The organism is Phenylobacterium sp. (assembly GCF_030679875.1).
In the GTDB taxonomy this organism is placed as follows: Bacteria; Pseudomonadota; Alphaproteobacteria; order Caulobacterales; family Caulobacteraceae; genus Phenylobacterium.
Genome location: NZ_JAUXSP010000021.1, coordinates 77968 through 89665 on the forward strand (window position 1 = coordinate 77968; position 11698 = coordinate 89665).

At 66.6% G+C, this 11698-nt stretch carries 14 protein-coding genes; 10 read left to right on the forward strand and 4 right to left on the reverse strand.

Annotation, left to right across the window (positions count from 1 at the left end):
• The first annotated feature begins 66 nt into the window (after positions 1 to 66).
• The 3 genes from Q8K84_RS13845 to Q8K84_RS13855 are packed head-to-tail and all read left to right on the forward strand — an operon-like array spanning position 67 to position 2145.
• On the forward strand, positions 67 to 279 hold the full coding sequence (locus Q8K84_RS13845; protein WP_305283279.1) for a hypothetical protein: 213 nt from the start codon (positions 67 to 69) through the stop codon (positions 277 to 279).
• Positions 272 to 1441 carry a DNA cytosine methyltransferase gene (locus tag Q8K84_RS13850; protein WP_305283280.1) on the forward strand — a complete coding sequence of 390 codons (1170 nt, stop codon included), beginning with the start codon at positions 272 to 274 and terminating at the stop codon, positions 1439 to 1441. Before Q8K84_RS13845 ends, Q8K84_RS13850 begins: the two co-directional genes overlap by 8 nt.
• Entirely contained in the window at positions 1429 to 2145 is a 717-nt protein-coding gene (locus Q8K84_RS13855; protein WP_305283281.1) for a GIY-YIG nuclease family protein, read from the forward strand. The genes Q8K84_RS13850 and Q8K84_RS13855 overlap by 13 nt, the downstream gene beginning before the upstream one ends.
• A gap of 167 nt (positions 2146 to 2312) precedes the next feature.
• On the opposite strand, the gene Q8K84_RS13860 is transcribed toward Q8K84_RS13855, so the two are convergent.
• Entirely contained in the window at positions 2313 to 2750 is a 438-nt protein-coding gene (locus Q8K84_RS13860) for an Rrf2 family transcriptional regulator (RefSeq protein ID WP_305283282.1), read from the reverse strand.
• Between the two features lie 138 nt (positions 2751 to 2888).
• On the opposite strand from Q8K84_RS13860, the gene Q8K84_RS13865 reads away from it, so the two are divergent.
• Positions 2889 to 3782 (forward strand): NAD(P)/FAD-dependent oxidoreductase, encoded by an 894-nt coding sequence (locus Q8K84_RS13865; protein ID WP_305283283.1) that lies wholly within the window; start codon positions 2889 to 2891, stop codon positions 3780 to 3782.
• A gap of 16 nt (positions 3783 to 3798) precedes the next feature.
• Here Q8K84_RS13865 and Q8K84_RS13870 read toward each other — a convergent pair whose 3' ends face one another.
• On the reverse strand, positions 3799 to 5814 hold the full coding sequence (locus Q8K84_RS13870) for a PhoX family phosphatase (RefSeq protein WP_305283284.1): 2016 nt from the start codon (positions 5812 to 5814) through the stop codon (positions 3799 to 3801).
• A gap of 364 nt (positions 5815 to 6178) precedes the next feature.
• On the opposite strand from Q8K84_RS13870, the gene Q8K84_RS13875 reads away from it, so the two are divergent.
• From Q8K84_RS13875 to Q8K84_RS13900, 6 genes are all read left to right on the forward strand, one after another.
• Positions 6179 to 8035, forward strand: coding sequence for a monovalent cation:proton antiporter-2 (CPA2) family protein (locus Q8K84_RS13875; RefSeq protein WP_305283285.1), 1857 nt, complete (start codon positions 6179 to 6181; stop codon positions 8033 to 8035).
• Between the two features lie 87 nt (positions 8036 to 8122).
• Positions 8123 to 8356: a BolA family transcriptional regulator gene (locus Q8K84_RS13880; RefSeq protein ID WP_305283286.1), complete on the forward strand. Its 234-nt coding sequence runs from the start codon at positions 8123 to 8125 to the stop codon at positions 8354 to 8356.
• Between the two features lie 11 nt (positions 8357 to 8367).
• Positions 8368 to 9255, forward strand: a complete 888-nt coding sequence (locus tag Q8K84_RS13885) for a hypothetical protein (RefSeq protein WP_305283287.1) — start codon at positions 8368 to 8370, stop codon at positions 9253 to 9255.
• Between the two features lie 73 nt (positions 9256 to 9328).
• Positions 9329 to 9670 carry a Grx4 family monothiol glutaredoxin gene (gene grxD / locus Q8K84_RS13890; RefSeq protein ID WP_305283288.1) on the forward strand — a complete coding sequence of 114 codons (342 nt, stop codon included), beginning with the start codon at positions 9329 to 9331 and terminating at the stop codon, positions 9668 to 9670.
• Positions 9667 to 10086, forward strand: a complete 420-nt coding sequence (locus tag Q8K84_RS13895) for a thioesterase family protein (protein ID WP_305283289.1) — start codon at positions 9667 to 9669, stop codon at positions 10084 to 10086. Before grxD ends, Q8K84_RS13895 begins: the two co-directional genes overlap by 4 nt.
• 52 nt (positions 10087 to 10138) lie before the next feature.
• Positions 10139 to 10723: a DUF4126 domain-containing protein gene (locus Q8K84_RS13900; RefSeq protein ID WP_305283290.1), complete on the forward strand. Its 585-nt coding sequence runs from the start codon at positions 10139 to 10141 to the stop codon at positions 10721 to 10723.
• Here Q8K84_RS13900 and Q8K84_RS13905 read toward each other — a convergent pair.
• Both Q8K84_RS13905 and Q8K84_RS13910 read right to left on the reverse strand, forming a co-directional pair.
• Entirely contained in the window at positions 10720 to 11097 is a 378-nt protein-coding gene (locus tag Q8K84_RS13905; protein WP_305283291.1) for a hypothetical protein, read from the reverse strand. The genes Q8K84_RS13900 and Q8K84_RS13905 overlap by 4 nt on opposite strands.
• Before the next feature lie 46 nt (positions 11098 to 11143).
• On the reverse strand, positions 11144 to 11686 hold the full coding sequence (locus Q8K84_RS13910; RefSeq protein WP_305283292.1) for a hypothetical protein: 543 nt from the start codon (positions 11684 to 11686) through the stop codon (positions 11144 to 11146).
• Positions 11687 to 11698 lie beyond the last annotated feature (12 nt).

Consider the following 11698-nt stretch of genomic DNA (forward strand, 5'->3'; position numbering starts at 1 on the left):
CGCTTGCGTTATGTAGAACACATTAAGAACATGGACTCGGCGCCAGTCCGGCGCCAGAGTGGCGCCATGAACGATTCCTCGAACCCAACGAACGTGCGCGATCTAGATCGCATCAACTTGCGTCTCTCCGCCCTCACATTCGAGGCCATCGACTTGGCTCGCGCCGCTCGGCCGGGCCATGTGTCGCGCAACACTTGGCTAACCGAAGCAGTCGAAGAGAAGTTGGCGCGCGACGGTGCGGTTCGCGATAACCGGCCTGGAGATCGTCAGCATGGCTAGGTTCTATGAGTTCTTTGCCGGTGGCGGGATGGCACGCGCGGGCCTGGGCGAGGGATGGCAATGCCTATTTGCCAATGACTTCGATCCTAAAAAGGGCCTCGCCTATCAAGCAAACTGGGGGACCGGCGGCGAGTTGCACGTAGGTGACGTCCGTGCTGTGACGGCCGACATGCTGCATGGCCAAGCGGATCTCGCCTGGGGATCATTCCCGTGCCAGGATCTATCTCTTGCTGGCGTAGGCGCCGGACTTGGCGGAGAGCGATCGGGCAGTTTCTACCCATTCTGGAGTGTCATTTCCGGGCTGGTCGAGGCAGGCCGCGCGCCCACGATTGTCGCCGTGGAGAACGTCTGCGGAACCCTTACGTCGCATGGCGGAAAAGACTTTGAGGCTATCTGCCAGACCTTCAAGGACGCCGGCTATCGGGCCGGCGCACTAGTGATCAATGCCGATCTTTTCGTGCCGCAGTCCCGTCCCCGCCTCTTCGTCGTTGGCGTGCGAAACGACAATGAAATCGACCCGAGCCTTCTGACGCCCGAACCGATCACCCCGTTCCATACGCGGGCTCTCTGCCGCGCCGTTGAGAACCTTCCCCAGGATGTGCGGGACGACATGGTCTGGTGGAACCTCCCGCTCCCGGAGCGACGCGCCACGACCTTCGCCGATATCATAGAGGAGGAACCCGATAGCGTCGGGTGGCACACTCAGCTTGAGACCAAGAAGCTGCTAGACATGATGTCCCCTGTGAACTTGGCGAAGGTCGACGCCGCCAAGCGCGCCGGGCGGCGCATCGTGGGCGGGGTGTATCGCCGCACCCGTTTTGACGAAGCGGGGCGCAAGGTTCAGCGCGCCGAAGTCCGTTTCGACGACGTAGCCGGCTGCTTGCGAACTCCAGCCGGCGGATCAAGCCGCCAGGTGATTCTCGTGGTCGACGGCCTTCGCGTGCGCTCCCGCCTCATCTCATCGCGTGAAACCGCTCGGCTGATGGGCCTCGACGACAGCTACCGGCTGCCCCGAAACTACAACGAGGCATACCATCTAACCGGAGACGGTGTGGCTGCGCCGGTCGTGCGGTACCTAGCTCAGCATATCTTCGAGCCAGTTCTCGGCATTTCGGCTGCAGGCCGAGGAGAAGTTGGGGCGCCTGTGGCATGGCGGGCCTGAAGCGCCCCGACGACGTAAACGTCCCACCATTCGAAACTGAGGATCTCCGCGCCAATCTTACGGCTTTCCTGGATGCGCCATTCGAGGACGACGCTGGAGCGACGACACGAGTTGGTCACTGCAAGTGGGGCGTTTACGCCTTCTTCGACTACGACGGCGAGCCGATCTATGTCGGTCAAACCAACGAGATGTTGCGCACCCGCATTCGGCGGCACCTAACCAATCAACGGACAGACGCCGTCGCCATGTCGGTGCTCGATCCGTTCGAAGTCTACGAGATCGAGGTTTGGCCCCTGCCAGCCTTACAAAGTACTTCCGGAAAGGATCTGGCGGCTAGGCAGCACCTCGATGCCTTGGAGCGCCTCATCACGCAGAAAGCGGTCGCCGGTTCGAAATTCAAGGCGATCCTGAATGAGAAAGACCCACCTCTTGGCGATCTTGCGGTCGAGGCACCCCCGTCGGTCCGCGGTCGGATCGTCTCGGACCGGGTGTACGAGTTGCGCTCCCACCCCGACTTTCGGATAGCGCGGCGGGCGTTGATTATTTCACGGCTCGCTCAGGTGATCTCTGAGCGAAAAGTCCAGGGCGGACTGCGAAGGGTGCTCGTGACACAGGCCAAACGACTTCAATGGCTAGCAGAGCGACGCTATGAGGGCCTTGGCGGGGCGGGCTCAGTTGAGACAAAGCGCGATGAGAGCGCCTAGGCTAGAGCCCCCATCCCTTGCGGGTCAGCCATGGGGCCCCCGCTAAGAGGCGACTGACCAAGTCTCCGGATGCGCCCCTGCAGACGCACTCCATTTTGGTTCGAATCCCTGCCGAGTAGCGGACATTTCCGACCTACCGCTCAGAGCCTACCCCAGACCCCCGCCCCTCACCCCGCCATAACCGCTGCAAACCGCCCGTCGAAGTCTCGGGCGATGTCGGCCAGGGTCACCTCGCCGAACCGGGCGATGACCAGGGATTCGGCGGCGGCCAGGGTGTCGGCGACGGCGGCGTTGACGGCTTGTTCCACCAGGCAGCGGGGGGCGTCGTCGGCCAGGCCGATGGCGAACAGGCGCGGATCACCCAGCGCCCGGTAGATGTCCAGCAGCGTGATCTCAGCCAGGCTGCGGTTGAGCGCCCAGCCGCCGCCATGGCCCTTCTCCGAGCGCACAATCCCCTGGTCGCGCAGGCCCGCCATGGTGCGGCGGACCACCACGGGGTTGGTGCTGAGCATCTGCGCCAGCAGGTCCGAAGTCATGGCGCCGTCGTGGCGGTCCATGTGGATCAGGGCGTGCAGCATGCGCGAGAGGCGGCTGTCGCTTCGCATCGGCGGGTCTCCGGTCTAGCCCTCGAACATAGGCGATAATTCTTGAAACAACAGGAGTTGCGTGATCGGCGCCCGCACCCCATCATGTAACTTCTGAAGCGGCGAGATTGACCGCGGACCAAGATCAGGAGTTTTTCCATGCCCTATGACGTCATCATCCTCGGCGGCGGCTTCGCCGGCATGTCGGCGGCCCTGCAGCTCGCCCGGGCGCGCCGGCCGATCCTGGTGGTGGACGCAGGCCTGCCCCGCAACCGCTTCGCCGCGGCCTCCCACGGTTTCCTGGGCCAGGACGGGGCCGCGCCCGCGGCCATCATGCGCGAGGCCCTGCGCCAGCTCAGCGCCTATCCGAGCGTGGACTTTATCCATGGCCGCGCGACCTCAGCCACAGGGGAACTCGACCGGTTTGAGGTGGCGCTGGAGGGCGAGGAGGTCCATGCCGCCCGCCGGCTGGTCCTGGCCACCGGCGTCGCCGACACCCTGCCCGACATTCCAGGCCTGACCGAGCGGTGGGGTCAGAGCGTCATGCATTGCCCCTATTGCCACGGCTATGAGGTCCGCGACCGCCGCATCGGCGTGCTGGCCAACCATCCCCTGTCCAGCCATCAGGCCCTGATGCTGCCCGACTGGGGGCCGACCACCTTCTTCACCCAAGGAATGATCCCCCTCGACGCCGAACTGGCCGCCAAGCTCGCCGCCCGGGGCGTGGGGGTGGAGACCACCCCCGTCGTCGAGGTTCTCGGCGATCATCCCGCCATCGCCGGCGTACGTCTGGCCGATGGTCGAACCGTGGCCCTGGAGGCCATCTTCACCGCCCCGAAGACCGCGCCCGCCAGCCCCCTGGCCGAACAGCTGGGCTGCGCCTTCGACGACGGCATGACCGGGCCGCATGTGAAGCTGGAAGCCGGGCAACTGACCACCGTCCCTGGCGTCTACAGCGCCGGCGACGCCGCCAGCCCGATGCACCACGCCACCCTGGCCTCGGCCGCCGGGGTCATGGCCGGCATCGGCGCCCATCAGTCGCTGATCTTCTAGGAGGTCCTGGCAGGCCTCAGGTCCCGATCACCCCGCCATCGATCTTGGTGATCACTACCGTGGCCGAGCGAGGTACGGCGCCGGTGTAGTCGGGGAAGCCCGAGCCGTAATCCCCGGCCGCGAACTGGGCCGAGGTGGCGTGGGCGCCGGGGTGCTGGAAGTTGACGAACATGGTCCTGCCGTCCGGCGTGGTGACGACGCCGGTGCATTCCTGACCCCAGGGACCGGTCATGAACCGCCTGATCTCGCCAGTGGCCGGATCCGCCGCCAGCAGCATGTTCATCCCGAAGGGCTTGAGCGGGCCGTCATAGGCGGGGCCGATGTCGCCCATGTCGGACTGGATCCACAGGCGAGACTGGGCGTCGAACCACAGGCCATCTGGGCAGGCGAAGATGTTGTCCTCGTTCAGCGCCGCGCCGTTGGCCATGGTCGAGGTGCTGGCGTCGCCGGCGATCAAGAACAGGTCCCAGGCGAAGCTGGCCGCCGTGTGGTCGCCGCCACTGTAGCGCCAGCGTACGATCTGGCCGAAATTGTTCGCCGCCCGTGGATTGGCCGCGTCCACCTGGGCCGGGGTCCGGCGCACATTGTTGGTCAGGGTGAAATAGACCGCGCCGCTGTTGGGATCGACGGCGCCCCACTCCGGGCGGTCCATCTTCGTGGCGCCGACATGATCGGCCGCCAGGCGGGTATTGACCAGGATGTCGGCCAGATCGGCAAAGCCGTTTTCAGGGGTCAGGCCGTTCTCGCCAGGGGCCAGGGCCAGCCACGCTCCGCCGCCGTCATCGTCAAACCGCGCCACATAGAGGGTGCCGTGATCGAGAATGGAGCCGTCGGTCTGGCCCGGCGCAAAGGCGTCCCGCGACACAAACCGGTAAATGTACTCGAACCGGGAGTCGTCGCCTGAATAGCAGACCACCGGCTGGCCCGGGACGGCCGGCGCAAACACCACGCCCTCATGGGCGAAGCGGCCCAGATGGGTGCGCTTGATCGGCGCGGCCTGCGGATTGAACGGATCGATCTCGACCATCCAGCCCATGGTGTTGGGCTCGTTGCGATAATCGTCCGTGGCCGAGGCCCCCTTGGCCGAGGCGTCAAAGCGGACGAATTCGTCGGCTTCCGACATCGCCAGATGCCAGCCGAAGCGGCCGCCCTTCGGATTGGTCGAAACGCCGTACCGCGCGTGCTCCCGCGGCAGGTCAGGCTTCTGGTCGATCTGGTCGGTGTTGCTGAAATATCCGGCCCAGTTCTCCTCGGCGGCCAGATAGGTGTTCCAGGGCGTGACCCCGTGGGAGCAGTTGTTCAGCGTGCCGCGGGCCCGAAGACCATCGGGGCTGAAGCGGGTTTGCACGTGGGAGGTCCCGCGCATCGGGCCACTGATCTCAACCGGCGTGCCGGCGGTGATCCGGCGGTTGCGCGGATCGGCGACCACAGCCCAGGCGCCATCAGCCTGGCGGGCGGCACGATAGACCGACACCCCATGGGCGGCGATCTCCATCCGCACCTCGTCATCGTCCCGCCGGCCCTCGGCGTCATAGGCGACGCTATAGGTCCCGACCGGCTTGCCCTTGTAAGCGGGCTTCTCGGCGTGGAGAAAACGCGGCTCCACATATTCATGGTTCACGACAATGAACCCGTCGCTCGAGGAGCCGTCGATCGGGAAGAAGTGCATCCCATCGTGGTGCTGGCCGATCTGGTGCTCCTGATCAGCCCCGGTATTGGCGCCCGGCGCTGAGGCGGGCATGTCGCCGGAAATCGGCGTGCCGGTGACGCCCAGCACCTGGAAGCGGTAACCCTCAGGCACAACAACCTTGTCCTGATAGCTGACCGGGACGGCCTTGAACCCCAGAAGGCTTTGCCGGGTCTGCGCCGCGGCTGGGCGACCCGAGATCGATCCGCCGATCAGGCCCGTGACCATGGCCGCCAGACCGCCCATCAGGACGCCCCGGCGCCCGACGCGGGCCTCCATCACCTCATAGAAATTGCGGTTGGCTGAGGTATTGGACGGCGGCTCATCGCCATGCTCGTAGCCCATCGCCTGGGTGTGGTCGGGGTAGTCCCGCTCAAGGTCGTTGATCGTCGGCCCCAGTGCTGGATCAGGTGAGGATAGTGTCCGGATGTGGCCCTACACCTTAGTCGCCCTCTGTCACAAGGGCATGACCAAGGGTGGCATTCTCCATTTCAGGGGCCTCCCCCGCTCACCGCCCTGCCGCTGCAAAGAGGCCAAATTGGCACCGGCGCAGGTCGTAGAAAGCGGCGACTCTCACTCCGGCTGAAGCTGGCGAAGGCATTGCCCAGCCATCGGCGGCCTGCCCGCGGGGTGGCGCTTGAGCCCTTGAGCGCCTAGCTGGATAAGGGGCGCTGGCGGGGGCGCCTGGGGCTTGGTTGGAGACGGGCGGATGGCGACAGACGCGGCGGGGCTAAACCTTGGGCATGCGGTGGTGCTGCTGGGCGCCGCGGTCATCGCCGTGACGCTGTTTCGCAAGCTGCAGTTGGGGTCTGTGCTGGGTTATCTGGCGGCCGGCCTGATCATCGGCCCGTTCGGCCTGGCTTTGATCTCCGAGCCTGAGACCATCCTGCATGTGGCTGAGCTCGGCGTCGTGATGTTCCTGTTCATCATCGGCCTGGAGATGCGGCCGGCCAAGCTGTGGAATCTGCGCCGGGAAATCTTCGGCCTGGGGGCAGTCCAGGTGGTGGTCTGCGCGGCCCTCCTGTCGGGAATCGGCGTCCTGGCCGGCCTTCCGTCGGCCGCCGCGCTGATCGGGGCCAGCGGCTTTGTGCTCTCCTCCACCGCCGTGATCATGAAGATGCTCGACGAGCGCGGCCAGACCGCGGCGCCGGCCGGCCAGCGGGCGGTGTCGATCCTGCTGCTGGAAGACCTGGCCGTTGTGCCGCTCCTGGCCATGGTCGCGGTGCTGGCCTCTCTGTCGGGACAGACCGACGAGGCGGCACGGCCGGTCTGGCTGTCCATCCTCATGGCCATCGGCGTGCTGGCGGCCCTGCTGGCGGCCGGCAAGTGGCTCCTCAACCCCTTCTTCCGCCTGCTGGCCAGGGCCGGAGCCCGGGAAATTCTGACGGCTGCGGCCCTGCTGGTGGTCCTGGGCTCGGCCCTCTTCCTCGATTGGGGCGGTCTGTCCATGGCCATGGGCGCCTTCATGGCTGGCGTGCTGCTGTCAGAATCGACCTTCCGTCACCAGCTGGAGGCCGATATCGAACCCTTCCGCGGCCTGCTGCTGGGGCTCTTCTTCATCAGCGTGGGCATGTCGCTCAACCTCGCCGTGGTGACGGAGTCCTGGGCGCTGATCGCCGGCGGTGTGGTCGTTTTCATGGCCGTGAAGGCGGCGGGCATCTATGGGGTCGCCCGGCTGTTCCGGGCCGGCCCCCGGGAGTCTCTGGAGCGGGCGGCCCTGTTCGCCCAGGGCGGGGAGTTCGCCTTCGTCCTCTATGCCGCAGCCCTGGCCGGCGGGGTGATCGATCCGCGCACCAGCGCGATTTTGACCGCCATCGTCATCCTGTCGATGGCCCTGACGCCCCTGGTGATCATCCTCCTCGACCACCTCACCCCAACCCTCAGACTCTCGATGGACGGGGTCGAGGAAGCCAACGGCCTGCAGGGCCAGGTGCTGCTGATCGGCTTTGGCCGCTTCAGCCAGTTGGTCAGCCAGCCTCTGCTGGCCCGGGGTTTCGAGATCTCGCTGATCGAGAACGACGTGGAGATGATCCAGGCCGCCGGCAATTTCGGCTTCAAGGTCTATTATGGCGACGGCGCCCGGCTTGACGTGCTGCGCGCCTCAGGCGCCGAGACCGCCGAGGCGATCATGGTCGGGATCGACAAGCCCGAGGTGGCCGACCACATCGTTCAACTGGTCAAGGCCGAGTTTCCCCACGCCAAGCTGTTCGTCCGCGCCTATGACCGCGGCCATTCCATGCGCCTGGTGCAGGCCGGCGTCGACTTCCAGATCCGCGAAACCTTCGAGTCGGCGATGGCGATGGGTGAGCGTCTGTTGCTCGATCTCGGGGTCGAGCCCGACGAGGCCGCCGAGACCCTGGCCGAGGTCCGCCGCCAGGACGAGGCGCGGTTCGAGCTGCAACTGGTCAGCGGGATCGAGGCCGGTCGCGGCCTGATGCGCGGCAATATGGTCACCCCGCAGCCAACGCCCTTCTCCAAGCCCCGGCGTCCAGCCCAGGCGATCAATCCCGAGGCCGCCGAAGCGCTGTCGGATGCCGAGGACCGCGCTGTGGAACCGACAACCTAGGCCCACGCCACCGCCGCCGGTGGTGCGTTTGCTATGGGGGCGTTAATCCTTTTCGCGCCATAAACTCTGTTGGAAGAGAGCGCGCCCATGCCCATGACCCAGACCGATCTGGAAGCCTCCCTGCGGGAGGCCTTTCCCGACGCCCAGATCACTATTGAGGATCTGGCCGGCGACGGCGACCACTACCGCGCGCGTATTGTCTCCCAGGCGTTCGCAGGTCTGCCGCGGATTCGTCAGCACCAGCTGGTCTATGCGGCGCTGAAGGGCAAGATGGGCGGCGAACTGCACGCCCTGGCGCTTGAGACCTCCATTCCAGGCTAGGCGGGGAAGCAATGCGCTACCGCCCCTTCGGCATTTCAGGCAAGGCGGTCTCGGCCTTGAGCCTTCTGCTGCGCGACCATGGCAAGGTCCAGCCGGCCAGCGCCTGGCGGGTGCTGACCGTCAGCGCCATGGAGTGCGGCATCAACGCGTTTGAGGTTGAAGCGGGCGTGGAACCCCTCGCGGTGGGGTTTCGCCACGCGGTGGAGGATGTCGAGCGCCGCCTTCTGTTCGTGGCCTGGCGCATCTGTGGCGACGGCCGGACCCCCACCGACGCCCGGGCCATTGAGGACGCGGTGCGCAATGGTCTGACCCAGACCGGCGCTGGCTATTTCGACCTGCTGAGCCTGGACGAGGCCGCCTATGCGACCCTGAGCGCCGAGGGCGCCCGGATGCTGGAGGATGTGAAGAACGCAGGCCTGGCCCTGCAGATCGGCGTCAGCGGCGCCAGTCCCCTGGTGGACCAGGCCGTGGCGACGGGCGCCTTTGACGCCCTGTCCTCGCCGTTCAATCTGACCTCAGGCTGGAACATTCGCCGCCGCATTCGCGAGGCGGCGAATCTCAACATGTCCATCACCGGATTCGACGCCTTCCCGCCCGAGCTTTGCCGCCCGCCGGCCCAGGCCCACGCTAAAGCCTCCCTGTTCCGGCGTAGTGGACCCTCGGCCGCCTCCGTCGGCGCCTATGGCTTTCTCCATGAGACCCGCAACTGGGAGGCCGACGAACTCTGCCTGGCCTATGCCCTGACCGAACCTGCCTTGGCCTGCATCCAGATCGAAGCTCATCGCCCCGAGGTGATCGAACGTCTGGCCGCCGTCCCCGACCGCGAACTGCCTACGGGGCTGGCCGCCCAGATCGAAATGGCGAGGATCGACACCCCTCCGGAAGCCCGACAGGCCTGAGGCCGTCTTGACCCGGCGACTGCGCCTCCCTAGCTGTCTGATGAAACTGACTCCCACAGAAAAGGCCGTTCCCATGAGCGAGGCCATGACCGATCCCGCCCACACCTTCATCGCCAAGACCCTGCAGGACCATCAGGTCGTGCTGTTCATGAAGGGCGTGCCCGAACAGCCCCGTTGCGGCTTCTCTGGCCTCGTGGTGCAGATCCTTGACCATCTGGGCGTGGATTTCGTGGGCGTCGATGTCCTGCAGGACGACTCCCTGCGCGACGGGATCAAGACCTTCACCGACTGGCCGACCATCCCCCAGCTCTATGTGAAGGGCGAGTTTGTCGGTGGCTCTGACATCATCCGCGAGATGTTCCAGAACGGCGAGTTGAAGCCCTTCCTCAGCGAGCAGGGCGTCCTGGCCGCGTGAGCCGAACCTTCGAGCCCCCGCCGGGGCGACGGGTTTTCTCACGCAGCTTCACCCCGACCTCCACTGACATCGACGCCAATGGCCACGTGAACAACGTGGTCTATCTGGGCTGGGCCCAGGACCTCGCCATCGCCCACTGGGACTCAGCCGCCGCCTCGGCGGAGTCCGAGGCGCTGGCCTGGGTCGCCCTGCGCCATGAGGTCGACTATCGCCGCGCCTTGCTGCCGGGCGAGACGGCCTTGGGCCGGACCTGGGTGTCTGACAGGGCAGAGGGTCCGCGCTTTGACCGATTCGTTCGCATAGACGGCCCCGACGGCGCCATGTGCGCCCAGGTGCGCACGGTCTGGTGCCTGATCGACAGGGCGAGCGGCCGCCCGCGCCGCGTGCCGGCCGAACTCGTGGCCCGTTTCGGCTAGGGCTTCGACTTCGGCCGGGCTTGCGGCATGATAGGCCCGCGGGAGGCGGTTCATGGACGGTTTCGGCAGTCTCTTCTCGGCCTTTGGCCTGGCCAGCGCGGCAGGCTTCAACGCCTATGTCCCCCTGCTCACCGTCGGCCTGGTGGCGCGCTACACCGACCTGCTGCGGCTGGCTGAGCCCTTCGATGTCCTGACCCAGCCCTGGATGTTGGGGATCATCGCCGCCCTGGCGGTGGTTGATTTCGTCGCCGACAAGATCCCGGCCGTCGACACCGCCTGGCATGGGGTCGGCGCCCTGATCAGTCCCTTGGCCGGTGCGGTCCTGTTCGCCAGCCAGCAGAATGTGCTCACTGATCTGCACCCCGCCCTCGCCGCTATCGCCGGACTGGTGGTGGCTGGAGGCTTTCACGGCAGCCGGGCGGCGGCGCGACCGATTTCCACCGCCACCACCGGCGGCCTCGCCAATCCCGTCTTGTCGCTGGTGGAGGATGTCCTGTCGGGCCTCTTGAGCCTGCTGGCGGTCTTCCTGCCATTCATCGCCTTTGGTCTGGCCGGTCTCGTGGCCGCCCTCATCGCCCTCGCCTTGGTGCGCGCCAGTCGCGGCCTGAGAGGCCGCCGAGCGCGCCAGCCCAGTTAGAGCCCAGGCCAGGCGACCAGCGGATTGAGCAGGAACACCGGATCGCGGGGTTCAAGGCCAAGCTCCGCATAGCTGAAGGCCAGCTCCACATGTCCGGCCACTAGGGACTGGCATCCGTCCACCCGCCTGCGGCCGAAGGCCAGGGTCACCGCCTCCCCCTGGCGCTCCACATAGAAGGCGAAGTCGGCCTTGGTGGTGCAGCCGTTGGAGGCCACCTTGATGGTCAGCTCCCGCCGGCCGGCGTCTGCGGCGTAGAGCGGCTCCAACTCCGCTAGGGGGTGGCCAGAAGGCGCCAGGATCGGCGGCGGCGGGACCGTGGCGCAGCCGGCCAGCAGGGCGGCGACCGAGGCCATCATCAGAAAGCGGCGTGTCATGCCCGTACTCGGCCACATCTGGGCCCGCGGGAAAAGGCCGCCCGGGTCACATCGCGCCCTCTTCCGGCGGAAGCCCATGCGCCGCCAGCCAACCCCCGGCATAGCGCGGGTCCTGCGTCACCTCCCGCAGGGCGAAGGGCGGGTGGGGACAGGCGGCCATTTCTTCGTCGCTCTCGAATTCCCGTTCCGACAGGACCAGGCCCGCCAGAGCGCCCGCAAAGACATCGACGCCGAAGGTCCGCCCCTCGATGGGCGCCAGGCGGTGACGGACCTTCTCGATGCGCCGCCCCGGCAGACGGGCCAGCAGCGCGAACTCGCCTTCTGAAAGGTAGATCGACGTGATCAGCCGGTGGGCGGCGTCCAGATCGCCCTTCCGTCCCAGACGGCGCATGACCGGTCCGCCATCCAGAGGCCGCGCCTCCCGCAGCCGCAGGCGTGAACCCTCCACATAGAGATCGGTGATGGCGTCGGCGGAGACGACCGGCGAGTCCGGCAGCCGCGCGCAGAGCCAGCGCCGTTCCCGCTCCACATGGGCGTATTTCAGCTTCGGAAAGCCCAGGGTCCGGGCGATTTCGGGGTCGATGTCCATGTGAATCTCCGT